The organism is Rhizobium sp. TH135, from assembly GCF_002855515.1.
Taxonomy (GTDB): domain Bacteria; phylum Pseudomonadota; class Alphaproteobacteria; order Rhizobiales; family Rhizobiaceae; genus Allorhizobium.
The window spans coordinates 877,534-904,041 of the sequence record NZ_PKRP01000001.1 but is presented as its reverse complement, the minus strand read 5'-3'; the positions used below and the strand labels follow the sequence as shown (position 1 = coordinate 904,041).

The 26,508-nt window shown below is 61.6% G+C and carries 25 protein-coding genes; 4 read left to right on the top strand and 21 right to left on the bottom strand.

What is annotated here, in order from left to right; translation table 11 throughout:
- Window positions 1-14: 14 nt before the first annotated feature.
- The 12 genes from glnT to C0V73_RS04250 all read right to left on the bottom strand — a co-directional run bounded on the left by glnT (window position 15) and on the right by C0V73_RS04250 (window position 12,072).
- Complete coding sequence (gene glnT, locus C0V73_RS04305; protein ID WP_102018723.1) at window positions 15-1,322, bottom strand: type III glutamate--ammonia ligase; 1,308 nt, start codon at window positions 1,320-1,322, stop codon at window positions 15-17.
- An 88-nt stretch (window positions 1,323-1,410) separates the two neighbouring features.
- Window positions 1,411-2,739, bottom strand: coding sequence for an FMN-binding glutamate synthase family protein (locus C0V73_RS04300; protein WP_102018722.1), 1,329 nt, complete (start codon window positions 2,737-2,739; stop codon window positions 1,411-1,413).
- 15 nt (window positions 2,740-2,754) lie between these two features.
- Window positions 2,755-3,441 (bottom strand): GXGXG domain-containing protein, encoded by a 687-nt coding sequence (locus C0V73_RS04295; RefSeq protein ID WP_102018721.1) that lies wholly within the window; start codon window positions 3,439-3,441, stop codon window positions 2,755-2,757.
- A gap of 26 nt (window positions 3,442-3,467) precedes the next feature.
- Window positions 3,468-4,373 (bottom strand): glutamine amidotransferase family protein, encoded by a 906-nt coding sequence (locus tag C0V73_RS04290; protein WP_102018720.1) that lies wholly within the window; start codon window positions 4,371-4,373, stop codon window positions 3,468-3,470.
- Between the two features lie 89 nt (window positions 4,374-4,462).
- On the bottom strand, window positions 4,463-5,122 hold the full coding sequence (locus C0V73_RS04285; protein WP_102018719.1) for an XRE family transcriptional regulator: 660 nt from the start codon (window positions 5,120-5,122) through the stop codon (window positions 4,463-4,465).
- Window positions 5,123-5,208: 86 nt separating this feature from the next.
- Window positions 5,209-6,255, bottom strand: a complete 1,047-nt coding sequence (locus C0V73_RS04280; RefSeq protein ID WP_102018718.1) for a putative sulfate exporter family transporter — start codon at window positions 6,253-6,255, stop codon at window positions 5,209-5,211.
- A 95-nt stretch (window positions 6,256-6,350) separates the two neighbouring features.
- Complete coding sequence (gene dctP, locus C0V73_RS04275; RefSeq protein ID WP_102018717.1) at window positions 6,351-7,406, bottom strand: TRAP transporter substrate-binding protein DctP; 1,056 nt, start codon at window positions 7,404-7,406, stop codon at window positions 6,351-6,353.
- Between the two features lie 24 nt (window positions 7,407-7,430).
- Window positions 7,431-8,720, bottom strand: coding sequence for a TRAP transporter large permease (locus C0V73_RS04270; protein WP_102018716.1), 1,290 nt, complete (start codon window positions 8,718-8,720; stop codon window positions 7,431-7,433).
- A complete protein-coding gene (locus C0V73_RS04265; protein ID WP_102018715.1) occupies window positions 8,720-9,310 on the bottom strand; it encodes a TRAP transporter small permease in 591 nt (196 codons plus the stop codon). The genes C0V73_RS04270 and C0V73_RS04265 overlap by 1 nt, the downstream gene beginning before the upstream one ends.
- 193 nt (window positions 9,311-9,503) lie before the next feature.
- A complete protein-coding gene (locus C0V73_RS04260; RefSeq protein ID WP_102018714.1) occupies window positions 9,504-10,022 on the bottom strand; it encodes a flavin reductase family protein in 519 nt (172 codons plus the stop codon).
- Window positions 10,022-10,915, bottom strand: a complete 894-nt coding sequence (locus tag C0V73_RS04255; protein WP_102018713.1) for an aldo/keto reductase — start codon at window positions 10,913-10,915, stop codon at window positions 10,022-10,024. The genes C0V73_RS04260 and C0V73_RS04255 overlap by 1 nt, the downstream gene beginning before the upstream one ends.
- Complete coding sequence (locus tag C0V73_RS04250) at window positions 10,915-12,072, bottom strand: LLM class flavin-dependent oxidoreductase (RefSeq protein ID WP_102018712.1); 1,158 nt, start codon at window positions 12,070-12,072, stop codon at window positions 10,915-10,917. The genes C0V73_RS04255 and C0V73_RS04250 overlap by 1 nt, the downstream gene beginning before the upstream one ends.
- A gap of 63 nt (window positions 12,073-12,135) precedes the next feature.
- On the opposite strand from C0V73_RS04250, the gene C0V73_RS04245 reads away from it, so the two are divergent.
- The 3 genes from C0V73_RS04245 to treZ all read left to right on the top strand — a co-directional run bounded on the left by C0V73_RS04245 (window position 12,136) and on the right by treZ (window position 15,912).
- Window positions 12,136-12,885 carry a GntR family transcriptional regulator gene (locus tag C0V73_RS04245; protein WP_102018711.1) on the top strand — a complete coding sequence of 250 codons (750 nt, stop codon included), beginning with the start codon at window positions 12,136-12,138 and terminating at the stop codon, window positions 12,883-12,885.
- Between the two features lie 37 nt (window positions 12,886-12,922).
- Complete coding sequence (locus C0V73_RS04240; RefSeq protein ID WP_102018710.1) at window positions 12,923-14,038, top strand: Gfo/Idh/MocA family oxidoreductase; 1,116 nt, start codon at window positions 12,923-12,925, stop codon at window positions 14,036-14,038.
- Between the two features lie 101 nt (window positions 14,039-14,139).
- Window positions 14,140-15,912 carry a malto-oligosyltrehalose trehalohydrolase gene (gene treZ, locus C0V73_RS04235; protein WP_102018709.1) on the top strand — a complete coding sequence of 591 codons (1,773 nt, stop codon included), beginning with the start codon at window positions 14,140-14,142 and terminating at the stop codon, window positions 15,910-15,912.
- Between the two features lie 35 nt (window positions 15,913-15,947).
- Here the strand turns inward: treZ and C0V73_RS04230 are convergent, their stop codons facing one another.
- The 3 genes from C0V73_RS04230 to C0V73_RS04220 all read right to left on the bottom strand — a co-directional run bounded on the left by C0V73_RS04230 (window position 15,948) and on the right by C0V73_RS04220 (window position 19,474).
- On the bottom strand, window positions 15,948-16,688 hold the full coding sequence (locus C0V73_RS04230) for a cobalamin-dependent protein (protein WP_245407863.1): 741 nt from the start codon (window positions 16,686-16,688) through the stop codon (window positions 15,948-15,950).
- A 303-nt stretch (window positions 16,689-16,991) separates the two neighbouring features.
- Complete coding sequence (locus C0V73_RS04225) at window positions 16,992-18,881, bottom strand: 1-deoxy-D-xylulose-5-phosphate synthase (protein WP_102018707.1); 1,890 nt, start codon at window positions 18,879-18,881, stop codon at window positions 16,992-16,994.
- 203 nt (window positions 18,882-19,084) lie between these two features.
- Window positions 19,085-19,474: a cytochrome c family protein gene (locus C0V73_RS04220; protein ID WP_102018706.1), complete on the bottom strand. Its 390-nt coding sequence runs from the start codon at window positions 19,472-19,474 to the stop codon at window positions 19,085-19,087.
- 169 nt (window positions 19,475-19,643) lie between these two features.
- Here C0V73_RS04220 and C0V73_RS04215 point away from each other — a divergent pair, with 169 nt between their 5' ends.
- On the top strand, window positions 19,644-20,090 hold the full coding sequence (locus tag C0V73_RS04215) for a TspO/MBR family protein (protein WP_102018705.1): 447 nt from the start codon (window positions 19,644-19,646) through the stop codon (window positions 20,088-20,090).
- On the opposite strand, the gene C0V73_RS04210 is transcribed toward C0V73_RS04215, so the two are convergent.
- From C0V73_RS04210 to C0V73_RS04185, 6 genes are read right to left on the bottom strand one after another with little or no spacing between them, the layout of a single operon-like run.
- Window positions 20,074-20,346: a hypothetical protein gene (locus C0V73_RS04210; protein WP_102018704.1), complete on the bottom strand. Its 273-nt coding sequence runs from the start codon at window positions 20,344-20,346 to the stop codon at window positions 20,074-20,076. The two genes, C0V73_RS04215 and C0V73_RS04210, sit on opposite strands and share 17 nt — an antisense overlap.
- The gene (locus tag C0V73_RS04205; protein WP_102018703.1) at window positions 20,343-21,542 is read right to left on the bottom strand and encodes a geranylgeranyl diphosphate reductase; all 1,200 of its coding nucleotides are present in this window, start codon (window positions 21,540-21,542) and stop codon (window positions 20,343-20,345) included. The genes C0V73_RS04210 and C0V73_RS04205 overlap by 4 nt, the downstream gene beginning before the upstream one ends.
- 34 nt (window positions 21,543-21,576) lie before the next feature.
- Entirely contained in the window at window positions 21,577-22,941 is a 1,365-nt protein-coding gene (locus C0V73_RS04200; RefSeq protein WP_102018702.1) for a BCD family MFS transporter, read from the bottom strand.
- A gap of 12 nt (window positions 22,942-22,953) precedes the next feature.
- The gene (gene chlG / locus C0V73_RS04195) at window positions 22,954-23,877 is read right to left on the bottom strand and encodes a chlorophyll synthase ChlG (protein WP_102018701.1); all 924 of its coding nucleotides are present in this window, start codon (window positions 23,875-23,877) and stop codon (window positions 22,954-22,956) included.
- Window positions 23,878-23,937: 60 nt separating this feature from the next.
- Entirely contained in the window at window positions 23,938-25,389 is a 1,452-nt protein-coding gene (gene ppsR, locus C0V73_RS04190; RefSeq protein ID WP_102018700.1) for a transcriptional regulator PpsR, read from the bottom strand.
- Entirely contained in the window at window positions 25,386-26,168 is a 783-nt protein-coding gene (locus tag C0V73_RS04185; RefSeq protein ID WP_102018699.1) for a cobalamin-binding protein, read from the bottom strand. Before C0V73_RS04185 ends, ppsR begins: the two co-directional genes overlap by 4 nt.
- Between the last annotated feature and the right edge of the window lie 340 nt (window positions 26,169-26,508).

Genomic DNA, 26,508 nt, shown 5'->3' with positions numbered 1-26,508 from the left:
GCTGGCGCGGTCCTTCAGATGTCCAGAGTCGTCTGCCGCTCCCAGGCGGTGAAATGCCCGCAATAGCTGTTCCACTCGTCATGCTTGAGCTTGAGATAGGCGTCTGAGAATTCAGACCCAAGCGCTGATTTCAGCACGTCATCCTGCTCCAAGGCGCGCAGCGCGTCGAGAAGGTTGAGCGGCAGTCTGGGCGCATCCTTCACTGTGTGGCCGTCGCGGTACATGTCGATATCGTAATGCGGGCCGGGATCGGCATTGCTCTTCAGGCCGCTCAACCCTGCCGCGATGATGATAGACTGCAGAAGGTAGGGGTTCACGGCGCCATCGGGCAGGCGGAGTTCGAAGCGTCCGGGACCGGGGACGCGGACCATATGCGTGCGGTTATTGCCGGTCCAGGTGACGGTGTTCGGCGCCCAGGTGGCGCCGGAGACAGTGCGCGGTGCGTTGATGCGCTTGTAGGAATTGACCGTCGGATTGGTGATCGCGGCGAGTGCGGATGCATGTTTCATGATGCCGCCGAGGAAGGTCTTCCCCTTGGCCGAGAGGCCGAAGGGCATGTCCTTGTCGGCGAAAGCGTTGACCTTGCCGTCGCGATCCCAGACCGAGATATGCGCATGGCAGCCATTGCCGGTCAGGCCCTTGAAGGGTTTCGGCATGAAGGTGGCGCGAAGGCCATGCTTTTCGGCGACTGACTTGACCATGAACTTGAAGAAGGAATGCTTGTCGGCTGTCTTCAGGGCGTCGTCGTATTCCCAGTTCATCTCGAACTGGCCGTTCGCGTCCTCATGGTCGTTCTGGTAAGGCTTCCAGCCAAGCGCCAGCATGTGGTCGCAGATCTCAGCGATGACGTCGTAGCGGCGCATCAGCGCCTGCTGGTCGTAGCATGGCTTCTCGGCGGTATCGTACTGATCAGAGATTGTGTCGCCGTCAGCCGAGATCAGGAAGAATTCTGCCTCGACCCCGGTCTTGACGCGAAGCCCCATATCCGCAGCTTCTGCGACCAGCTTTTTCAATACCACGCGCGGCGCCTGAGCGACGGGCTGGTCGTCCATCATGCAGTCGGCAGCGACCCAGGCGACCTCAGGCTTCCAAGGCAGCTGGATGACGGATGAGGCGTCAGGGATGGCAAAAAGGTCGGGATGGGCGGGTGTCAGATCGAGCCAGGTGGCAAAGCCGGCAAAGCCTGCGCCTTCCTTCTGCATATCGGCGATGGCCTGAGCGGGGACCAGCTTGGCGCGCTGGGCGCCAAAGAGGTCGGTGTAGCTGATCATGAAGTATTTGATGCCTCGCTCCTTGGCGAAGCCTGCCAGATCCTGTGTCACGTCGTTCCCCTGTTTTTATGGATTGAGACACATCGGTTGAAAGAAGAATGGCCACATCCGTGGGAGTCGGATGCGGCCATTCAGGTGGTTAGAAACCTCCCTTTCCGGGATACCAGCTGGTGCCGGCAAGGGGCACTTGGGCCATGGCGGCGGCCTCCATCGTGAGTGCGCAGAGGTCCTCCGGCTCCAGGTTGTGCAGCTTGTTTTTGCCGCAGGCGCGGGCAATGGTCTGGGCCTCCAGCGTCATGACCTTCAGATAGTTGGCAAGCCTGCGGCCGGCAGCGACCGGATCGAGGCGGGCGGCGAGTTCCGGATCCTGCGTGGTGATGCCGGCCGGGTCCTTGCCTTCGTGCCAGTCGTCATAAGCGCCGGCCGTGGTGCCAAGTTTTTGGTACTCCTCTTCCCATTTCGGGTCATTGTCGCCGATTGCAACGAGCGCTGCCGTGCCGATTGAGACGACGTCTGCACCGAGCGCCAGGGCCTTGGCGACATCGGCTCCCGACCGGATGCCGCCGGAGATCACCAGTTGGACTTTGCGATGCATGCCGAGGTCCTGCAGTGCCTGGACGGCCGGGCGGATGCAGGCGAGGGTGGGCATGCCGACATTCTCGATAAAGACGTCCTGGGTGGCGGCCGTTCCGCCCTGCATGCCGTCGAGCACGACGACATCGGCGCCAGCCTTCACGGCAAGAGCGGTGTCGTAATAGGGGCGAGCGCCCCCGACTTTCACATAGATCGGCTTTTCCCAATCGGTGATTTCGCGCAGTTCAAGGATCTTGATTTCGAGATCATCGGGGCCTGTCCAGTCCGGGTGGCGGCAGGCGGAGCGCTGGTCGATGCCCATGGGCAGATTGCGCATCTGGGCGACGCGGTCGGAGATCTTCTGGCCAAGCAGCATGCCGCCGCCGCCGGGCTTCGCCCCTTGGCCGACCACCACTTCGATCGCGTCGGCGCGGCGAAGATCTCTCGGGTTCATGCCGTAACGAGAGGGGAGATACTGGTAGACCAGCTTTTCGGAATGGCCGCGCTCCTCGTCGGTCATGCCGCCGTCGCCTGTCGTGGTCGAGGTGCCCGCGAGAGTCGCGCCACGCCCGAGCGCTTCCTTGGCGTTGCCGGAAAGCGCGCCGAACGACATGCCGGCAATGGTGATCGGGATCTTCAGCTCGATCGGCTTTTTGGCAAAGCGGGTGCCGAGCACGACGGAGGTCTCGCATTTCTCGCGATAGCCTTCGAGTGGATAGCGGGAGATCGAGGCGCCGAGGAAGAGGAGGTCGTCGAAATGCGGCACCTTGCGCTTCGTGCCACCACCCCGGATGTCATAAATGCCGGTTGCGGCCGCGCGGCGAATTTCGGCGAGTGTGTGGTCATCGAAGGTGGCGGACTTACGCGGCGGGGTGAAGGGGTTGTGGTAGCTCATGCGCTTTTCCTCGCCTCAATACGCGTCGGCATTGTCGATGTTGAAATTGTAAAGCTTGCGAGCCGAACCGTAGCGCTTGAATTCTTCCGGCTTCGCGTCAGTAATCCCTGCCTTACTCAACAACTCCGCGAGCTTTTCGAGGTGTTCCGGGCGCATTTCTTTTTCGATGCAGTCGGCGCCAAGGCTCTTCACCGAGCCGCGCACGAAGAGCTTTGCTTCGTAGATGCTGTCGCCCAAAGCTTCGCCCGCGTCGCCGCAGACGACGAGGTGGCCCGACTGGCCCATGAAGGCCGACATGTGGCCGATCGAGCCGTGCACGACGATGTCGATGCCCTTCATCGAAATGCCGCAGCGGGAGGCGGCATTGCCCTTGATGATGAGCAGGCCGCCGCGACCGGTGGCTCCGGCATATTGCGAGGCGTCGCCCTCGATCACCACGGTGCCGGACATCATGTTTTCAGCCACGCCCGGACCGGCAGAGCCATGGATGGTAACGGTGCCGCCGTCATTCATGCCTGCGCAGTAATAGCCGACCGATCCCTTCACCTCGACGGTGACAGGCGCATCGATGCCGACGGCGACAGCATGATGGCCACGCGGGTTTACCACTTCGAAAAGGGTGTCGTTCGAGCCTTCGCCGAGATTGTGGAGCGCGCTGTTCAGCTCGCGAAGCGGGGTATGGGATAGGTCGAAGATTGGCATTGGGCAAGCTTTCTCGGTATCGCGGATCAGGCGGCCTTTTCATGGTCCCAGAAATAGACGGTTGCCGGCTCCGGCTCCCAGACGCGGGCGGTCTCGATGCCTGGCAGGTTGACCAGGGCGCGGTATTCGGAGCCGAAGGCGACATACTGGTCGGTCTCGGCCATGACGGCCGGCTTGCAAGCGATCGGGTCGCGCACCACACCGAAGCCAGTCTTGGTGCCGACGACGAAGGTGAAGAAGCCATCGAGATCGTCGAGCGCGCCGGTGAGTGCTTGCCCTAAATCCTTGCCCTTGGCCATTTCTGCCGTGAGGTAGGCGGCGGCCACTTCCGAGTCGTTCTGGGTCTCGAAGGACATGCCTTCGCGGATCAGCTCGCGGCGCAGGTTGTTGTGGTTCGACAGGGAGCCATTGTGCACGAGGCACTGGTCGGCACCTGTCGAAAATGGGTGCGCGCCAAGCGTCGTGACCGCACTTTCGGTCGCCATGCGGGTATGGCCGATTCCGTGGGTGCCGCCCATGGCGCGGACGCCGAAACGCTGCACGACATCCTTGGGAAGGCCGACTTCCTTGAAGATCTCGACGCTTTCCCCGGAGCCCATGATGCGGACATTGGGGCGGATTTCGGCCAGGGCAGAACGGATTTCGGTCAGTTGGCTTGCGGCGATCGAGATGACGGCATGGGTACTTTTCAATTCGATTTCCGCGGGGATGCCTGCCTTGGCCAGATCTTCGGCGAGGCACGGAAAATCACTTTCGGGGGCGGCAGACTGGATGGTGACCTTGGCGGTCTTGCCATCGACGCCGCCATAGATGGCGATGCCGGCCGAGTCCGGTCCTCGGTCGGTCATGGTGATCAGCATGTCCGAGAGGAGATCGCCGAGCCGGGGCTCCAGCGCCTTGTCCTTGAGAAACAGACCTACAATGCCGCACATGGCCACGCCCTCCAAAGTCTCTAGATAAAGGGCTAGCAGCGGCATCCGAGAAAATCAATCGAAAGGAATAAAGTTTTCTTGGTGGGCAACTACCGGCGTTGCGGATAGGAGATGATCGAAAGGTAGCGTGCCGGCAGGCTTACGAGTTCTTCCGGGCCGTGCGGTGCATCGGCGTCGAAGAATAGGCTGTCGCCTGCCTGCATGCGGTAGAGGCTATCCCCGTGGCGATAGACCACTTCGCCTTCGAGCATGTAGAGGAACTCCATGCCCTCGTGCTGGAAGGTCGGAAAGACGTCTGATTCCGCGTTCAGCGTGATCAGATAGGGTTCGACGACGACGCCCGAGGTGTTGTTTTCGATGTGGCCGAGCAGACTATAATGATGGCCGGCCCGGGTTCCACGGCGCTCCAGGTTCACGCCTTCGCCGGCCTTAACAAAGCTTGCCGACTTCGGCTCCTCGAAGCCCTTGAAAAAGGCAGTGATCGGCATTCCCAGCGCCTGCGACAGCGCCTGAAGCGTTGTCAGAGAGGGCGATATGTTGCCGTTTTCGATCTTCGATAGCATGCCGACCGACATGCCCGTGGCTGCGGCGAGATCGGCGACCGTGATGCCGAGCTTCTTGCGATAGGTCCGGACTTCATGTCCGATCGCCATTTCGAGATTGTTGGCGCGGGGCTCGCGGACGGCATGGGGATCCTGCGTCAGCGCCGGCTTCTGGGCGCTTTTCGCTGTCTTGGATGTCTTTGCCATGGATCCTCCTCATGCTTCGCCGGCATGCCGGGTCATGATCCTCTAGCGGATTTTCAGCGCCTGCCCAATGGTCCCGGTCGTTTCCGTTAAAGCCCAACGAAAACGAGGACTGCCAGCACGATCAGTGCAAGGAAGACGGTATCGGCGACCAGCACGCCGATCGCGCGTCCGCCGATCTTGAAGACTTCCGGCAGCGAGGTCTTTACGCCGACGGCGGCAATGGCGACCAGGAGGGCCCAGCGCGAGACGATGCCTGCCCAATCGGCCACCATGGGGGGGATGGTCATAAGCGAGTTCAGGGCTGCCAGCAACAGGAAGGCAACCACGAAGCCCGGCAGCAGCGGCGGGCGCTTCACATCGCCGGAGATCGTGCTTCGAAAGGCGAGAGCTGCCACGAGGACCACCGGCGCCAGCATGGTGACCCGGATGAGCTTGACGAAGACGGCCGTTTCGCCGGCAGGGACGGAAACCGAGAACCCGGCGCCAGCGACCTGGGCGACATCATGGATTGTCGCGCCGAGGAAGATGCCAGTCTGGTGGTCGTCCAAACCTGCGAGACTTGCGAGGATCGGGTAGAAGATCATGGCAAGCGTAGACAGCATGGTCACACCGATGACGGTGAAGACCATCTGCTGGTCGGCTTCCTTGCTGCGGTTTCCAAGTGTCGCGGAAATCGCAAGGGCTGCCGAAGCCCCGCAGATCGCGACAGCACCACCGGTCAGGACGCCGAAGGCCGTGCCCTGTCCAGAGAGGCGCGAGGCGAGGATGCCGAAGACGATGGTGAGCAAAACCGCGCCGACGATCATCGCGATCACAGCAGCACCCAGTTCGGCGAACATGGCGACGCTGACCCTCAGGCCAAGCAGGGCAATACCGATGCGAAGAACCGCGCGCGAGGCGAAGTCGAGGCCTGCAGCGGTCTTCGGGTCTTCGGCCAGGAAGTGCAGCGCAAGTCCGATCAAGATCGCGAGCAGCATCGCGGGTGCGCCGTAGTGTTCCGACAGGAAGGCTGACGCCAGCGCGATCAACACGGTCACGGACAGGCCGGGGAAAAGCTTCTGCCATCGCTCGCTCAAGGTCGCAGAGTGGCGTTCTCGCTCCGGATCGGGCGAGGCGGTCGACGGTTCTGGCATGGATCACCTCTGGTGGCTCGCCCTGGGTTTTATCTCGCGCGATGCGCAGGGCGGTTGGGATGGGATGCGCGGTCTCGCCGCGCATCCCGCGTTCATCAGTTCAGGTCGGCCGCGCGTTCTGCGTCAACCTTCTTCTGGGCATCGGCAACGGCTGCCGTGAACTGGTCAAACACTTCGGCACCACCGGTGACGTTCGTCTTGAACCAGTCGAAGACCGGTGAGACGGCAGTCTTGAAGGCTTCCTTCTCGGCAGGCGTCGGCACGTAGATCTCGCCACCAGCCTTGGCGAAGTCCTGATAGGCAGCGATTTCCTTGCGCTTCGGCGAGGCGAAGGTCGCCTGCTGGAGGGCGGCAAAGCCATCGACGACGATCTGCTTCTGCTCTGGCGTCAGAGCCTGGAAGCGGTCGTTCGACATCCACCAGAAGGCGCCCATGTAGCTGTGGCCGTCGAGCGTCAGATACTTGAGGCCTGCATCCGGGAACTTCATCGACATGATGTCGGTGATGCCGTTTGCCGTGCCTTCGACAACGCCCGTCTGCAGCGAGGTGAAGAGTTCCGGCCACGGGATCGGGGTCGGGGCTGCACCCACTGCGGTCGCAACCTGCTGCGGCAGGTCTGCAGGCACCGTGCGCATCTTGAGGCCCTTCAGATCCTCGGGCGACTTCACAGGCTGCTTGGTGTTGGCGTAGTTGCGCCAGCCGCCGGTGTTGCCGATGGTCATCAGGCGGATCTTGTTGTCGCTGTCGGCGAGCGCCTTTTCACGCAGCTTGCGGGTGAAGTCGCCGGTCAGCACTTCCTCGGCAATCCGGTCGTCGCTCATCAGGTAGGGCAGGTCGAGAACCTGGATATAGGGGAAGAGGCCGGCAGCACCGCCAGAGGTCGAGATGTAGACGTCGAGCGAACCATCGGCGATGCCCTGGAGGCATTCTTCGCCCGTGGCGCAGAGCTGCGTGCCCATGAAGATCTCGACGGCGATCGTGCCGTTCGAGGCGTTCTCGATATAGTTCTTAAACACGACGAGGCCGTCATAGTCCTCGTCGTTTTCGTTGGAATTGGCGGTGGCGCGCAGTGTGATATCGGCTGCCTGCGCCACTCCCGTGATCGTCAATGCGCTGGCGAGCAGCAGGGTCTTGAACATGGACTTGAGCATTCTGGTTCCTCCCGTTTTCTCAAGTTAGTCGACGAAGCCCGCAAGGCGCGGGACCGTTAGTGTCAAGGCGGGGAAATAGGTGATGAGGAAAATCACCACGATTTCCGCCAAGAGAAATGGCATGACGGCCTTTGCCACTGTCTCGACCTTCAATCCGGAGACGGAAGACGTGACGAAGAGAACAAGGCCCATCGGCGGGGTCAACAAGCCGACGGTCAGGTTTACGACCATGATGATCGCGAAATGCACCGGATCGACGCCGAGCGAGGTGAAGATCGGCCCGAGGATCGGTCCCAGCACGATGATTGCCGGACCCGCGTCCAGGAACATGCCAACCACGAACAACAGAATGTTGACAAGGAAGAGCAGGACGAGCGGGTTGTCGCTGAGGCTGAGGAAAAGATCGGCCAGCAGTTCCGGCGTGTGTGCAAGCGATGCCACCGTCTTGAAGGCCATCGCGGCCCCGATCAGCAGAAGCACCACGGCGGACGTCATCGCGGCGCGCATCAGGATGCCCGGGATATCCTTGAACTTCAGTGTGCCGATGACGAACAGGCCGAGGAAGAAGGCGTAGCCCGCGGCAATCGCTGCGGCTTCCGTCGGTGTGAAGACGCCGCCGAGGATGCCGCCCATGATGATGACGGGAGTCAATAGCGGCCAGAACGCGCCGATCATCGCCCGTCCACGGTCGCGCCAGGAGGCGCGCTTGGTGGCGGCCGGCAGATCATAGTGATTGGCCAGCAGCCGGATCATCACCATCAGGCTGACGCCGATCAGAATGCCGGGCACGATGCCGGCGAGGAAGAGGGCCGCGACGCTTTCACCCATCACATAGGCATAGATGATCATGATGCCGGAGGGCGGAATGATCGGGCCGATGATGGCAGATGCCGCCGTGATGCCGGCCGCGAAACGGCGGGTATAGCCTTCCTTCTCCATGGCCGGGATCAGCATGGCGCCGAGGGCGGAAACGTCGGCGACAGCCGAGCCGGAAATGCCGGCGAACATCATGGAATCCACCACGTTGACCTGGGCGAGGCCGCCCCGCATGTGGCCGACCATGGACTGGGCAAAGCGCACGATGCGGACGGTTATACCCGCCCGGTTCATCAGTTCCCCTGTCAGCATGAAGAAGGGGATGGCCATCAGCGGGAAGCTGTCCATGCCCGCATAGATGTTGCGGTAGAGAAGCACGATGTCGCGCTCCTGACCGTTCCACCAGAGGATGAGAGCAGGTGCTGCGATCAGGCCGAAAACGATCGGCAGGCCGAAGAGCAGGAAGACGATGAAAAGGGGAAGGAAAAGGCTCAGCATCATTCTGCTCCCAGCTGTCCGGCGATGCGGATCGGCACCAGCTCCCTGTCATGGCCTGTCAGCTTCAGGAGTGTTCTGAGAACGAGTTCTATGTTGACCACAAACATCAGGGTGATGCCGACCGCGAGCGACGCCATCATCCAGCCGCGTGGCACCTTCATCCAGGTGGACAGGTCGAATGATGTGGGAACGGCGATCGCCGCCATCGCGAAACGGCCACCGATACCGGTGACTTCGCTCCAGCCGATGCGCATGCCGAAATAGAGCACGGTTCCGATCAGCAGGAGAAACATCAAGCTGATCAAGGCGGACAGAAGCCGCGGTAGGTTGTCGAGGATAAGGCCAATGGCGACGAAACCGCCTTGGCGGAAGGCAGTCGGTACAAGTAGCCCCGTCATCCAGAGCATCAGGAAGCGCGACGCTTCCTCACTCCAGGGCAGTGCGTTGCCGAGAAAGTAGCGGAAGAAGACCTGCATCAGCATGAAAAACAGCATGATGCCGAGAGCGCCTGCGCCCAGCCAGAGTCCGACCATCAGCACGGCGGCGTTGAGCCGGCCGAGCAGGTTGGTCAGGTTCGATAATGCTGTCATGTCTCCACCCGTTTTCATCATCGGTCAATTTGCGAGACTATCGAAGACTATACCTCGCCGCGCAAACACGGCTGTTCCAGTTTCAGGCCGCGGCGGAGTAAAATCCTCCTTGCGGCACTTGTTCCGGATCGTCCTCAATCACCTCGCCGCGCATGCCATGCATGCACCGACGACCTCCTCCCAAACTCCCAGCTCAGACCGCGAAGCGTCCGAACCGTCCTCCCGAGAAGCACAGCGGTTCTCCCTGCCGATGTGCGACCCTTAACACCCTGCCGATGATGATCGTATGATCCCCGGCGTCATGCTGCGCCTGCTCGGCGCATTCGAAACGCGCGAGGGTGCCCGGCAGAACCGGGACGCCTTCGTCGTTGAACCTGACCTCGATCCCGTCGAAGCCATTGCCGCCGCGTGTAAAGGCGGCGCTCAGGTGGTCCTGATCCGCGCCGAGCACGTGGATCGCGAAATGACGGGCGCCCGTAAAGGCGCCGTATCGCGACGAGCTCTTGGCCGGCGACCAGAGCACCAGAGGCGGATCGAGCGACACGGATGCAAAGCTGTTCACCGTCATGCCGATCGGACCGTCTGAGGTCATTGCGGTCACCACGGTCACACCCGTGGTGAAGCTGCCCAGCGCGTTGCGAAAGGCACGATGGTTGTCGGCGCCTGGAACGAAGACGGCCTCCAACGCATGGATGTCATTGGCTGCCATCATCAGGCCACCTCCCGTCCGATCGCAAGCGTGTAAAGCTCGAACCAGGTCTGGCGATCCATCTCAAGCTTGGTCGCGTCTGCAATCCTGGCAATGCGATCGAGCGAATTGGTGCCCATGACCGGCATGATGGCGGCCGGATGGCGCAGGAGCCAAGCAACGGCGACTGCCGTTTCGTCGACGCCGTGTTCTGCGCCGATCCGCTTGAGGGCAGCGAGAAGTTCAGGCTTCGATCCGTCCATCAGGCGCCCACCGCCGAGCGGGGACCAGGCCATCGGCGGAACCATGCGCTCCTGGAGATAGGCCAGATCGCCGTTAACGAAGGTATCCGTCGCAAGCAGGCTCATCTCGATCTGGTTGGTGACGAGATTGTTCTCCATCGACGACTGAAGAAGCGAGAAATCCCAAGGCCGGAAGTTGGAAACGCCGACGGCACGCACCTTGCCTGAGGCGACCAGCGCATCGAGAGCCGGGCCCGTTTCGTCAGGATCAATCAGTGGATCGGGGCGGTGGATCAGCAGCAGATCGACATGATCGGTGCCCATGTCGGTGAGCGAGGCTTCAACCGACGCCGTGATGTGAGCCGCCGAGGTGTCGTAATACTTGACGCGGGCTGCCGCATGGCGGCCGACAGGGGCGACGATATCGCATTTGGTGACGATTTCGAGCTTATCGCGCAGGCCAGGTGAGGCCTTGATCGCGTTGCCGAGCACGGCTTCGGCTGTGTAGCCGCCATAGATGTCCGCCTGGTCCATAGTGGTGATGCCCTGGGCGAGGCAGGCCTCGATCTTGGCCTGCACGTGTTTGGGCGAGGTGTCGGCATCGTCGCCGATGCGCCACATGCCGTAGACGAGGCGGCTGAAGGTGAGGTCTGGGGTGAGATTGACGCGCTGCATCAGCGGCGAACTCCATTTCCGAGAGGGGTGGCCGGCGTTTCCGAGGGGACGCGGCCGTAAGCGTGAGGGAGCGAGACGGTCTTGAGTTCCGGCAGCACCTTGGTGCCGAAGTGAACCGCCTCGTCGATATGCGGATATCCTGACAGGATGAAGGCGCGGATACCCATTTTTCTGTAGGCTTCGAGTTCCGAGAGAATCTGGTCCGTGGAGCCGACAAGGGCTGCACCACAGCCGGAGCGGGCTCGGCCGATACCGGTCCACATGTGCGGCTCGATATAGCCGAACTGATCGGCGAGTTCCCGGGCGCGGGCCTGATGCGCGACGCCGAGCGAGATGGAGTCATGCGCACGGTCGCGGATCAGCTTGCCGTATTCGTCATCGAGCTTGGAGACGATATATTCGGCATAGTCGCGGGCTTCCTTCTCGGTGTCGCGGACGATCATGTGGACGCGCAGACCGTAATCCAGCGTGCGACCATGGGCTTCGGCGCGGGCATGCACGGCCTTCATCCGTTCGGCGAGCTGGTCCTTCTTCTCCGGCCACATCAGATAGACGTCGCATTGCGCGCCGCAGAGCTCAAGCGCATCGGGGGAGTAACCGCCGAAATAGAGCAGGGGGCCGCCGTTCTGCTGGTAGGGACGGGCGGGTTCGGTCGAGACGCCCTTGAACTGGTAGACCTCGCCCTCGTGGTCGATCGTGTCGCGGGTCCAGGCCTGGCGCAGGATCTCGACCACCTCATGGCTGCGCTTGTAGCGGAAGGCGCTGTCGGCGACTTCGCCGGGGAAGTCCGAGCTGATGACGTTGAGTGTCAGGCGACCCTTCAGCATGTGGTCGAGGGTCGCGACCGTACGCGCCAGCATGATCGGCTGCATCTCGCCGCAGCGGATTGCGGCCAGCATGTTGATCCTGGAGGTGATCGGTGCGCAGCCGGCCACGAAGCTCAGCGTGTCCTGGCCGACCTGATAGGAGGACGGGCAGAGGATGTTGCGAAAACCCAGCTGCTCGGCCTTCTGTACGATGTCGGAGCAATGCTCCCAGCTCGAGCGCAGGGCTCCATCCGGCACGCCGAGAAGCTGATAATCGTCAGAGCAGAGGGCGGCGAACCACGACACTTCTGCGCCATCGAGATCGGCCGATGTGACGGGTACGACAGTCATTGAGGTCTCCTCCAAGGCTCCAACTTTCCTCTTGCCTAACACCCGATTTGATGTAGATCAATAGTGTATCAATTTTTTCTCGGCGATACCGAAGTGCCACAGAACCCCGCAACGCAGCCGCCCGGCAGCCTTCCGATCTATGTCCAGATCACCGAACTCCTGGTGCGTGACATCGCGGCAGGGCGGTTGATCGACGGCGAAAAGCTGCCGCCGGAACGGGATATGGCCGAAGAGCTCGGGATTGCCGTCGGCACGCTGCGCAAGGCTTTGGCAGAGCTACAGAATCGCGGGCTTCTGGAGCGCATCCAGGGCTCCGGCAATTACGTGCGGGCGATCTCCGATCCGAAGTCGGTTTACGCCATGTTCCGCCTGGAACTCCTCGGCGGGGGCGGTTTGCCGACGGCCGAGATCCTCTCGATCGACCGCCTTCCGAAGCCGTCTGAACTGCCCAGTTTCGGCAGTTCCACAGAGGTGCATCGCATCCGGCGTCTGCGCCGTCTTTCCGGCAGACCGGCCGCACTTGAGGAGATCTGGCTCGACGGCTCCTATGTCGAGAGGATCGATCTCGAGGCGGTGTCGGAATCCCTTTATCTCTTCTACCGCACCAAGCTGTCGCTCTGGATCGCCCGGGCGGAAGACCAGATCGGCCTCGACGTCGTGCCGGATTGGGCGCCCCCGACCTTCGGGCAGGCGCTCGGTGCGCCGGTCACACACATTCAACGCATCAGCCAGGACCAGGAGGGCGTCCGTGCGGAAGTCTCGCGGACCTGGCTCGATCACACCGTCGCCCGCTACGTCGCGCGGCTGAAATGACAGGGCCGCGGGGAGCGGTCCAATCCAGGAGGAAAGAGTGACAGGACTTCAATACGGGATCATCGGTTGCGGCATGATGGGGCAGGAGCATTTGCGCAATATCGCGCTTTTGCCGGATGCGTCGGTGGCGGCAATCTTCGAACCGGATGCCGCCATGCGCGCGCTGTCCGCTGAGGCGGTCCCGAATGCGAAGATGGTCGGGTCGATCGAAGAACTGCTCGGCGTCGAGGCGGTGAACTGCCTGCTGATTGCCAGCCCCAACTATCTGCACCTGGAGCAGCTGGAAAAGATCGCCGCGATCCGCCCACTGCCGGTTCTGGTCGAAAAGCCGCTCTTCACCGATCCGGCCGATGCGCCGCGCCTTGCAGCGCTTCGAGCCGCCTATCCGGCGCCGATCTGGGTCGCCATGGAATATCGCTACATGCCGCCCGTTGCCCGGATGATCGAGCAGGCAGACGAGGCGACCGGCGGCATCCGCATGCTGACCATCCGCGAGCATCGTTTCCCATTCCTGGAAAAGGTCGGCGACTGGAACCGCTTCAACCGCAATACTGGCGGAACGCTGGTGGAGAAATGCTGCCACTTCTTCGACCTGATGCGGCATATCCTGAAATCCGATCCCGTGCGTGTCATGGCTTCCGGTGGGCAGTCGGTGAACCATCTCGACGAGGTCTATGATGGCAAGCCTTCCGACATCTGGGACAATGCCTATGTCATCGTCGACTTTGCCTCGGGCGCCAGGGCCATGCTGGAGCTCTGCATGTTCGCCGAAGGGGCCCGTTATCAGGAAGAGATCTCGGCGGTTGGGCCGAAGGGCAAGATCGAGTGCCTGGTTCCCGGCCCAGGTCGCTTCTGGCCGGAGCATCTCGGCGAGCCGCCGATCGCTCAGGTGATCGTCTCGCCACGCGATCCGAAAGGGCCGCATGTGGTCGAGATCCCGGTCGACCCGCAACTACTGGAAGCCGGTGACCATAATGGTTCGACCTTCTACCAGCATCAGCGCTTCCAGAAGGCTGCCAAGGGCGAACGTCCGGTCGAGGTTGCGATCGAGGATGGCTGGTGGGCCGTGGCCATGGGGCTTGCCGCGCAACAATCGGCACAGACCGGCCAGGTCGTGACTTTTCCCCTCGCATTTTCGCCGAACGCCGTCTGAGAGAACGGCGGGTTGCAAACCCGCCGCAGCATCATCTCAAAGCCGAACATTTCCCGTGTTGCTGCGTTTGCTCTCCTTGTGCGAGTGCGAGGAGAAGCCGCGTGAATGAATATACTTTCGGCCCCGTGATCGAGGATGACGGGGTGCTGTTTCGGCTCTGGGCGCCGCATTGCGAAGCGGTCACACTCGAAGTCGACGGGCACCCTGCACAGCCGATGGAGCAGCGGGACGAAGGTTGGTTTCACCTCAAGGTCGCGGGGGCTTTTCCAGGTGCGCGATATAGGTTCCGCCTGCCTGATGGTCTCGTCGTCCCGGACCCGGTAAGCCGTCATCAACCCGAGGACGTTTTCGGCCCGAGCGAAGTCGCCGATCTCTCACGTCACCGATCACGGGATCTGCCGTGGCGCGGACGGCCATGGGAGGACATGGTCCTTTATGAGTTGCATGTCGGTGCCTTTACCGAGGATGGGACTTTCCGCGCCGTGATCGAGCGGCTCGATCACCTTTCCACCCTCGGTATCACAGCCATTCAGCTGATGCCGATCGCAGACTTTCCGGGGAAGTGGAACTGGGGTTACGACGGGGTGATGCATTACGCGCCCGACAGTTCCTACGGGCGCCCCGAAGATCTGGTGCTCCTTGTGGATGAAGCACATCGGCGGGGGATCTCGGTCTTCCTCGATGTCGTCTACAATCACTTCGGTCCGTCAGGCAATTTCATGCCGGCCTATGCGCCCTTGTTTACGTCCAGCCATCAGACACCATGGGGTGACGGTATCAATTTCGATGCCGAACAAAGCCTCATGGTCCGGGAGTTTCTGATCGAGAACGCCCTCTACTGGATCGGCGAATATCGCATCGACGGACTAAGGTTGGATGCCGTTCACGCGATCCGCGATGACAGCGAACCGCATTTCGTCGAAGATCTCGCCGCTCGCGTCAGGGAGCAGTTTCCTGATCGTCACGTTCATCTGATCGTGGAAAACGAGGAGAATGATGCGGGGCTGCTCGAGCGCGAGACGGGGGCAAGACCGGCTCTCTTCGAAGCGCAATGGAATGATGATGTGCATCATGCTTTGCATGTGGCGACCACCGGCGAGACGTTTGGCTATTATGGCGACTACGAGGACGCGATTTCGGCGCTAGCGAGGGCCATGGCGGAAGGGTTCGTCTACCAAGGCGAGGTCATGCCCTATCGTGGCGAAACACGCGGCCAGCCGAGCGCCCATCTGCCGCCATCGGCATTCGTCTCTTTTCTTCATAATCACGACCAGATCGGCAACCGCGCAAACGGCGACCGGGTCATGGCTTCGCTGCCGGAGCCGGCGCTCGCTTTCGCAGCCTCGCTGGTGCTCCTCTCGCCGCAGGTCCCCATGGTCTTCATGGGAGAGGAATGGTGCTCGGCCAGTCCGTTTCCCTATTTCTGCGATTTCGACGAGGAGCTGAACGAAGCGGTGCGTAAGGGAAGGCGAACGGAGCTTTCCAAGCTGCCGGGCTTCGATGGAGATAACGTCCTTGATCCGACAGCGGAAACGACGTTCCATTCGGCGAAGCTCGATTGGGCGACGGCGAAATCTGCGCGAGGTCTTGTCTGGACCGAGCGTTATCGTCAGCTCATCGCATTGCGTCGGGAACGCGTGGTGCCGCTCTTGTCACAGATGCGGAGCGGCGGATCTCATGCACTGGACGGCAAGGTGATCCGGGTCGAATGGCCGCTTGCGGATGGGCGCCGGTATGTCCTCGTGGCCAATCCAACGGCGCTGGCCGTCACTACCGAGATGGAGCGTGATATTGTCGACGTTATCTATGCTCTCGGCGAGCATCGTCCAGATGGTTTGGGACCTTGGTCCCTGGTCTTCGGGGTCAAGGAGTGACGGGTGTGGCGCCCCCTCCCGGATCGGCTCTGCAGTCAGGCCATCCTGTCCGCAAGATGCATGACCTCGAGAGCAGACCTCGCTACCATGTCTGCTCCGATGCTGCCAAAGGCGCGTGGGTTCTTCATGACAGCCGGTCCGCCCACGGCGATCTTCATCGTACTTGTGCTACGGCTTGACTGGACGCGGCGAATAGCTGCCGCACATTGATCCACTTCGTCGACCCGCCCGACGGATATGCCGAGAAGGCTGTAAGACGAGTTTGACAGGCGCAGGTAAAGACTGTCGTCAAGTTCGAGATCGGCACCGCCGTCGACATCCCAGCCCATGTCGCGGAAACAGGAAGCCACGATCGATACGCCGATTGTGTGGAGCGCGCCCTGCGTCCGGGCCAGCAGCACGCGGCGCACCTTCTGGCGGTCACGGATCGCCTGACTGCGGTTCTGGGACAGATGGTTGACGATCATGCCGAGACGCGTGGATGCGACAGCCACCTGGATAAAATCGGTCTCGTCGTTGCACCACAAGCGGCCCAATTGGGCTGCCACCGGCGAGAAGAGCTGGATAGCGAGCGTGTGCATCGGCAGGTCGCTGCGCTGCAGTTCCTCGATCATCTCTCGATGCCCGCGCGGATCTGCGTTGATGAGGGCCTCGGTCAGAGCCGCACGATAGCTGATTGCCTTTTCGGTCCCCGGCAGCTCGCGCGCCTTGGGATCTAGTTCCGGATGGAGATGGAAATCGATGTCCGACGGCATTTCCCCGTTCTGAGAATCCATCGACAATTCGCTATGGCCCGCGCTGACGATCCGCGGCACAGAGTCCCGTATCGCGCTCTCGAGAATACGCTGATCAAGGCTTGTCAGCCTGGTGTCACTTTTGGAAAGCCCAGATCTGGCTTCGCCACCGTACGGAGGATCCCCCGTCGTCCCAGACGGTCCCCCCTTTTTATCACCCGCCATATCACCCTCCCGGTCATCGGCCTGGGCTCATCCGCTCATCCCGACCGGATGCTACTGCATTCCTTGGCCAACGCCAAACCTCTTGTGGTCGAATACGCGATTCAACGTCTTGTGGTTTAGTTAGCGATCCTCCGCGCGGTGCAGGCGCGTCGGCAGTTCTTGTTGGCCGGCCCGTGTTGAGCGGCGAATATCGGCATGTGGTCGCGCCACGCCCAGTGCGTTGCGCGCCGTGGCGGCGATGTGTCGCGCCGTCAGTCTTGCCTCCTCGTACATGTCATCGGGGCTCGCCTGAGCGATGAATGTGTCCGGCAACGTCAGCGTTCGAACCGCGCAATGTCCATCGAGCATTCCATGATTGGCCAGGTGGTGGAGAACCAGCGCGCCAAAGCCGCCGGTCGCGCCCTCTTCGACCGTAATCAGCATGGCGTGGTTGTCGACGAGATCCGCCAGCAGCGCCGTGTCGAGCGGCTTGGCGAAACGTGCATCAGCCACGGTCACTGAGATGCCTTCCAGCGCCAGGAGACGCCTTGCCTTCAGACAGTCTGCCAGCCTTGTTCCAAAGGACAGAAGCGCCACCTGACTGCCGTGTTCGACGATACGACCCCGCCCGATCGGCAATAGGTCTCCGCGGGTCGGCAAGGGGACGCCTGTGCCTTCGCCGCGCGGATAGCGAAACGCGATCGGACCGTCGTCGTATGCTGCGGCAGTCGCCACCATATGCACCAATTCCGCTTCGTCGCTTGCAGCCATCACGGTGAAGCCCGGCAGGTTGGCCAGATAAAGAATGTCGAAAGACCCGGCATGGGTGGGTCCATCTGCTCCGACGAGGCCTGCTCGGTCGATGGCGAAGCGCACCGGCAGCTGCTGCAGCGCGACGTCGTGGACAATCTGGTCGAAGGCACGTTGGAGGAAGGTCGAGTAGATGGCGCAGAAGGGCTTCATTCCGCTGGCGGCAAGGCCGGCTGCGAACGTGACCGCGTGTTGTTCGGCAATGCCGACATCGAATCCGCGATCGGGAAATGCCGCTTGGAAACGATCGACGCCGGTACCGGCGGCCATGGCGGCGGTGATCGCGACGATGCGATCGTCGTGTCGTGCTTCTTCAATCAGTGCGTCGGCGAAGACCCGGGTATAGCTCGGCGCCTTGGCTTGGACCTTGGTCTGGACGCCCGTTTCGACATCGAAGGGGTTCACGCCATGATACTTGTCGGCAGCCCGTTCAGCCGGGGCGTAGCCCGCACCCTTTTGCGTCACGACATGCAGAAGGATCGGCCCGTGCTCACTGTCGCGCAGTTCAGCAAGCAGCGGCAACAAGAGGTCCAGATCATGGCCGTCCACGGGGCCGCGATAGTCGAAGCCGAAGTTTTGGAAGAGATTGCCGGTATTTTCACCCGGGCCCTTTCGGACAGCGGCAAGGTGGTGCGACAGCGCGCCCGTCGATTCTGAAATCGACATATCGTTGTCGTTCAGGATGACGATCATGGGCCGGCCGGAGCTGCCGGCATTGTTCATCGCCTCGAAGGCCATGCCCGCAGACATAGCGCCGTCTCCGATGACGCAGACCACATGGCCGTCGTCACCTTTCAGGTCGCGTGCGGTCGCAAAACCCAGGCCTGCAGAGATCGAGGTTGAGGAATGGGCGGCGCCGAACGGATCAAAGGCGCTTTCACCGCGGCGGGTGAAACCGGATAGGCCGTTTTTCTTGCGCAAGCTGCGCATGCGGTCGCGCCGTCCCGTCAGGATCTTGTGGGGATAACACTGGTGGCTGACGTCCCAGATAATGGTGTCGCGGGGAGCTGCGAAGATTGCATGAATGGCAACGGTGAGTTCGATCACGCCCAGGCTCGAACCCAGATGACCGCCGGTTTCGGATACCACCCGGAGGGTTTCCGCACGCAGTTCCTGTGCCAGGCGACAGAGTGTGTCGCGATCCATTTCCTTCAAGTCGTCCGGGGATCTCACCTGGTCGAGCAAAGGGGTGGCGATGCTATTCGCACTAGACAAGCCCACTGCGCTTTCCTCCCACGCACGAGCCCATTTCTCTGAGGTCTGCCGAGGCTCAAGGTGCCGGACTGGCGCGATAAACGACGGATGCCTGAAAATGGTGCAACATCTGCATAGTCGGAGAAGACGAGCGATATGTAAACTTTTTTTTACACTTTTTGCCGAATTTTCCGCCGGAACGCTTGTTCCGGCGGAAATGCGAGCGCCGATTACGGGGCCGGAGTGAAGGTTTTGAGGTAGGCAATCACATCGGTGATTTCCTTCGGCTCCTTCAGGCCCGCAAAGGCCATTCGGGTTCCCTTGACCACGCCACGGGGATTGGCGAGGTAAGCGGTCAGCTGTGCATCATCCCAGACCTTGCCGGCGCCGAAGTCGACCATGGCCTTGGAATACTTGAAGCCTTCGGCGACGCCGGGCTGCCGACCGATCACGCCCTGTAGAGAAGGGCCGACCTTGTGCTTGGCGCTGTCGACGTTGTGACAGGCGCTGCACTTCTTAAACACCGCCTCGCCGGCCGCAACATCGCCTTCCTGGGCGAAGGCGTTTGAAGACAGCAAGAGTGCTGCGGCTGTGCATGCGGCTGCAATTATCCTCGACATGTGTATCCTCCCATGGCATCGCGGATGAAATTAAGATGTAATGCTGGCATGAAATTCGACCAGCCGGTCCATTTACCGACGGGTTCGCCTCGCTTCGTGGTGCCATCATCGGAACCGAGATGCAGGCTGTAGGCTTTTCATACTACGCAAACGAACCCGGAGCCGGATCATGGCCGCAGTCGTCTTTATTGTCATCGTCTTCGCGGCGGCCTCGAGCGGTGCGATTTTCAAACCTGGTGAATGGTACGAACGACTCGACAAGCCAAGCTGGACCCCGCCAAAATGGGCCTTTCCGGTGGTTTGGACAATACTCTATCTGTTCATAGGTTACGCTGGCTGGCTCGTCTGGACGACGGCCGGGTGGTCGCTGCCAATGGCCATCTGGACACTGCAGATAATCGTCAACGCGCTCTGGTCGTATTTCTTCTTCGGCATGCGGCGCATGGACTTGGCGCTCGTGGATGTGGCGGTCCTTTGGCTGTCGGTCGCATTTTTTATTCTCGCGGCCTGGCCCGTGGCGCCGCTCGCATCGCTTCTTTTCGTTCCCTATCTCGTGTGGGTTTCGGCGGCCGCAGCCTTGAACTATTCCGTTCGGCGTCTCAATCCCGAAGCCTGATCCGCAGATCGATCAGGAAGGCGACGAGCGAAGCAGTCAGCAGAAGTGCGAGCCATGGGACAGGTCCCTGGCGCATCGCGAGGCCAAAGGCCGCAAGAAGGCAGCTTCCCGAGACAGCGTTGGGGACTAGGCCTGCCAGAGTGGACTTGGGCCTTGGCGTGCGCCCTGCTGCTAGCAGGGTGACGGCCCAGAGCACCACAATCGCCACGACGCTGATCCAGCCCGAGGTGAAGATTTCCGTCACCCATGCGATCATCGCTGCCCCGCAGGCATGCCGAAGAGCTGGGCGAGATCCTTGGCAAAGACGCGCAGATGCGCGAGCGGATCGCGGCGAACGAGCTTCTTGTTGAGATAGGACTCCCAGGTCAGGCGCTGGACATCCGGATCGGCGCACATCGCGACGAATTTCTCGCGCAGCCTGTCATTGCGATACCAGATCTTCTGCATGATGCCGAGGATCAGGAAGACACGGCCATGGGCCCGCATGAAGGTTTTCCGCGCCCCCGCCAAAGCTCGTCCGTTTCCTGCGAGCAGCGACTGGTGTGCCGCTTCTGCCGAAAGGCGACCACAGAGCATCGCATAGTAGATGCCCTCGCCGGATGAGGGGGCAACCGTTCCCGCGGCGTCACCAGCCAGCAGAATGTTGCGACCATTATCCCAGCGACGCATGGGTTTGAGGGGAAGGGGGGCGCCTTCGCGCCTGATGACCCGACAGTCGCCGAGGCCTGCCGCCAGCTTCAGTGCGGTGGTCGCCTCTCGGATGTTGTGGCCCTTGACGGCCGTGCCCGTGCCGATGCTGGTCTGGCCGCCATGGGGGAAGACCCAGCCGTAGAAATCGGGTGAGATCCGTCCGTCGTAGATGACATCGCAGCGATCGGCCCGAAAGATTTCCGGGTTGGCGCCTTCGGGACTTTCGACGATCTCATGATAGGCGAAAACGTAAGGTGGTTTCTTGGATGCGGGAAACATCATCCGGCGGACCGCAGAATTGGCGCCATCGGCCCCGATCACCCGGCGTGCTCTGAACTGGACGTTGCCTGCATCCTCCGTGGTTCGCGCGATCGTCAGATCGAGCAATCCATCGGTGGCCTCCCGGATGTCATCGAGTTTTCCCGTCAGTCGCTCGGCGCCGGCATCGGCTGCACGTTGGCGGAGGTACGGGTCGAAATGGGCGCGATCGACCATGCCGACATAGCCGATATCGCCAATCGTCATGTCGACCGTTCTGCCGGAGGGCGCGATGATGCGTGCAGCATTGGCGCGCGCCACAAGCTGTGTCTCCGGGATTGCGAAGTCTGCAAGGGCCCTCGATGGAATGGCGCCGCCGCAGGGTTTGATCTTGTTGTCGGGATCAACCAGAACAACGCTGTGGCCCTTCTGCGCCAGTTCTTCGGCGGCCATCGCGCCGCAGGGGCCTCCGCCGATCACGGCGACATCATAGATCTTCGGCATGCTCTTCTCCCTGCCGGTGGTCCGGCCTGAGGGTTCATTCTCCGGGCATGATGGCGGCGTCAGGCAGTGTGTTCGAGCTTGTCAGTGCTGGTCGGCCGATGCGGGTTGCCACGATGGTGGACACGAGAAAGAGGCTTGCTTCGATCGTGAAGACGGCCGCGAAGGCCAGTGCATCGCTTGCTGTCAGCCATCGTCCCAGATCGAGCGCCACGGTTCCCAGCACGCCGCCAAGCCCGAAGGCGATGGCCTGTGCCGCGCCCCAGACGCCCATGCGCATGCCGTAGTTGGATTTTCGGCCTTGTCCGGCGAGGATCATCATCGTGCCGACGGCGGCGACCGCAAACGCGCCGTTTGTGGCGCCGAGCAGGAAGATGTTGATTTCGAGAGGCCAGAGCGGCGCCGACTGGGTCGAAAGCGCAAGGGCCGCGAGTGCCACAGCAGACCCAAAGCAGCCTCCCATGATGAAGTGGCGCGGCAGATGGGGGTAACGCTTTCCGAAGAAGGCCCCCGATATGCCGACAAGGATCATGCCGAGCAGAACGCCGGCATGCTGGGTCCCTGAAAGGCCTGTCGTTTCTCCCGGTGTCATGCCGAAAAGAAGGCCCGCATAGGGCTCAAGGATGAGGTCCTGCGTTGCAAAGGCGAGCATCGACAGGAAGATGAACAGGGTGAAAAGCCGCGCTTCGCGATCCTCCAGGACATCCTGCAGGCTTTCGCGAAAGCTTGTCGTGGCCGCGCGCTCTTCCTGTCTGTCGACGGATGGCTTCTTCTCCATGCCGGCAACGCCGAGAAGCCCGATCCCGAAAGCCACCACACCCGTTGCCGCCGTGACCGCGATCAGTCGTTCATGCGAATAGGGATCGAGCTGAGCGCCGACGACGATCGAGGTGACGATGATGCCGGATATCATCAGCATCCAGGTGATCGTGGCTGCGGCCGCACGGCGTTCGACGGCGGTCTTCATGGCGATCAAGGCGAGCAAGGAGGTGCCGGACGCTCCGATGCCAATGCCGATCAGGAGATAGGCGAGGATTGCTGCGAGGATGCCGGCGAGAAAGGATTGCTCGAACAGAAGTGTCGTGGCAGCAGCGCCGGTTCCGGCGATTGCTAGTAGTGCGAGGCCGCCCAGGATCCAGTGTGTGCGCGATCGTCCGGTGTCTGATTTATGCCCCCAGACCGGTCGCGTGATCTGCACGCCGTAATGCAGTCCCACGAGCAGGCCTGGAATGACGGCGGCGAGGCCCAGTTCGACGATCATGACACGGTTGAGCGTGGAAGTGGTCAGCACGACAATGGCGCCGAGCGCTGCCTGGACCAGTCCGAGCCGGACGATCGATAGCCAGCTCAGTCCCGGGGCGAGGGGCAGGGTCGTTGTGGGATTTCCGAATGCCTGGCTCATGATCGCCGCCTCCTATCCCGCAGATGTTGCCGCTAGAGGCAGCGAACCCAGGGCCACCGCTGCCGCCATCATGCCGCTGACATAAAGCCCGACGCCCACGGCCGAGTACCACACGGCCTTGCCTTCGGGATCGCGCAGGAAGCGGATCATGCAGATGAGCTGCAAGGCAAGCACGGTCGCGACCAGTGCCGCCCCCGTCGAGAGACCGGCGTTCGCGAGCAGGAGGATCACGCCGGCCTGGGACGCGGCCATCACCAGACAGGCGATGCGGGCTGCATTGGCCGCTCCATGCAGCACCGGCAGCGTGTTGACGCCCATCTGGCGGTCGCCCTTGATCGCCTTGAAGTCGTTGAGGGTCAGGATGCCGTGCGCGCCCAATCCATAGAGCAGGGCGACCAGCATTGTGAGCCTCGAAGGGCTAGCCCCGAGGGCGGCCGTCGCGGCTGTGATCCAGGGAAGAGTCTCATAGCTCAGGCCGACGACCCCATTGCCGATCCAGCCATTCTGCTTGAACCGGAAAGGCGGGGCGCTGTAGCCCCAGGCGAGCGCCAGGCCGACGAGGGCGGCGACAAAGACCAGCGGACCGAGCAGGGCTGCTACAGCCATCGATATCACAGACATGGCGATGGCGATCATCAGTCCCCATCGTCCCGGCATGCGTCCGGACGGGATGACACGGTCGGGCTCGTTGATGGCATCGACATGCCGATCGAACCAATCGTTTACCGCCTGGCTGGTGCCGCAGAGAAGTGGTCCTGCCAGCAGCACTCCGAGTGCGACCGGGAACCATCGGTCAGTGAGGCCGGCGCCGGAGGCAATCGCACCGCAGGTGAAGGCCCACATCGGCGGGAACCAGGTGATCGGCTTCAATAATTGCACGACCGCGGAGGCGGTCGGGTAAAGGGCTGCCGGAACATGTGAAGGGATCTGGGCCATGGGAGAAGGCTAAGCCGCACCCATGAATGTGTCAACTCAAATTGACAGTTTCGGCGTCGATCAGCCTTGACGAACGCTGCCTGGACGGTAGTCTTCCAGTCCGTGGCGGCGCAGCTTGATGTAAAGGCTCTGGCGCGACAGGCCGAGGATCTCGGCTGCGTAAGCGCGATTGTTGTTGGTCTGGTCAAGTGCTGCCTCGATGCAGATCTTTTCGATCACGTCGAGGGATTCGCGGATCAGATCCTTCAGCGGAACCTTGCCGACAAGGGCGGAGAACCCTTCCGCCTGCTCGGGGACGCCGGGCGAGGGGATGGTCAGCCGATCGCTGCCCGTGGGCTGCGGCACGACGATCAACTGGATCGTGTTGTTCGACGCATTGAGGCGGGCAGAAATGCTGACGGCACTCTCGCCGGAAAGGTTGTCAGTCAGCGTCGAGGTAAAGCCGCGGATCGAAGGTTCGTCCAGCAGGCGCGCGTAGAGGACCCGGATATCGATGGCCGCCGTGGTAAACCAGGAGCCGATATTGCGGCCGAGAACCTGTGTCAGCGACGGGGCGTGGATCAGGTCTAGAAAGAGCGTATTGGCGGCCAGGACAAGGCCTTCTGCATCGGTCTGTACGACCGCTTCAGGAAGGTCGGCAATCTCCAGCGCCGTGCCGCCTGAAGGCTTCTCCGTCCGCTGCCGGCTTGTTTCATGATCCTGATCGGCGGGCCAGATCGCGAGCAGCACATTGGTGATGCCGTTTTCCCGGTAGGACCGGATCGTCAGCGAAACCGGCTCGCCTTTTGCAATGGTGACGCCGTCCAGGTTGACGGGGCCCGGGCTGTGGCGCGCTTCGCTGATGGCGTCACCCACCCGATCGCGATCCTCCTTCGCGAAAAGATCGCGAATGGATTTTCCGGACAGCGGCGCCCCGGTCGAGGACATGAGGGTGCTTGCGGCCGGATTGGCGTCGAGAATCGTTCGCCGTTCACCGTCCAGCATCACGTAGGCGACTGTCGCGACCTTGAAGGCAGTGCGGTAGCGGGTTTCGGCTTCCTTCAGCTCGCGGTAATCCGCCTCGAGCTCCATCTGCGTCTGGACCAGGCGCTGCTGGTCGAGCATCTGCTGGCGCATTTCGCGGCCAACGACGATGGTATAGGGGAAGTCCTTGGCTCGGTAAGCGGAATAGACAACCGGCAGATCCGGCTTGCCGCTGCATTTGTGGTTGACCTGATAGCCCCGCACCGGATGGTGGCTGGTCTCGGCCGACAGCATGGAGACAATCTTGGGCACCGATTCGATGGTCACGCAGTCCTGAAGTCGCTTGCCAACGGTCTTCGACAGCCCATAATCCGCAAGGTCCTTGCCTGCGAGGAATATCTGGGAGACTATATCGCTGCGGTCGACGAGGATCACGACGTCGGCGCCGAGGCTTACCAGCGAACCGATTGAATTCAGGTCGAGGGTCTTCAGCAGGCTGTCAGCAACTGCGAAGCCATCCGTACCGCTTTGACCGTTCAGTGGCTTCATGGAGTGAGCCAATCAATTCCGCTTGGTGAAACCACTGCCGTTAGGCCTGCGGCGCGGGCCTGCTGGCTGATTCTCTCGAGTTCGTAATAATTGTCGCAGATCCTGACGGCGGAGTAAACGCTGTCACAGATGCAGTCAATCCCCAAACTGACAAGAAAATCAATGGAATCCAGTGCGGCTGCGCCGCCGACGATGAGAGGCAGCCGGGGGCCTTTTCGAAGCTTCCGCACGTCCTGGACGAGTGTCTTGAATTCTGTCGCCAGTCTCGCGTTGCTCCAGCCGATGCAGGCGACGTCTGCCCCTTCGACAGCCCGTTCCAGGGCCCGTGTTCTTGTTGCCGCAGGCTCCAGTACTTCGCTTGTCCAGCCGAGGCTGTCGAAAAGCAGGCCAATCAGATGCGGCATCAGCGTGTGCTGCTCGCCAAAAGGCGTCAAAACCAGGGCGCCCGGTGTATCCCCGCCTTGCACGGTTCCCCGAAGCTCCACCGAAAGCGAGATGGCCATTTCCTGCAAGCGTGCCGTTGCGATCGTGACATCGATGAAATCACATTCGTCGGCAACCCAGTCCTTGCCCAGGAGGCGCGCCACGGTTTCGAGGAAGAGGACCTTTACATAATGGGGGCGGCCCGGCGGTAACTCATGTTCGAGAAAGGCCTTGAGCGATGCCACGCGCGTGCGCGGATTGACGATGAGAAAACGAAACTCTGCGAGCGCCCTATCATAAAGGCGATCGTGCTCCAGACCCCGGTCGTATCGCGTTGACAGCTTTTCGGCGGTCATCGAAGCTACCGTTCCCTCAATCAGGCGTCGGAGTTTGTCTCCTTCGCTCTGGGTTAGGTATGCGCTCTTGCTCCCCGCAACAAGCCCCCTGAGTGGCTTAACACCCTCGGATCCCGAAGGTTTGCCGGTATTTTGCGGGTCATTCCCGCCGTGAAGCGAACCGTCCAACATCTCGCGCCGTGCTCCCCGCCCGCGAAAACCTCCCTGTGCGGCGTCGGGCGGAGACGTACGAGGTTCCGTCGGACGAGCAAGAGTAGAATGGACCGAGATTTCATTTCTGTAAATCAAAATATACGTCAATCTAAGTTGACACTTTGATTGTCTGAGAGGTAGTCTTCTT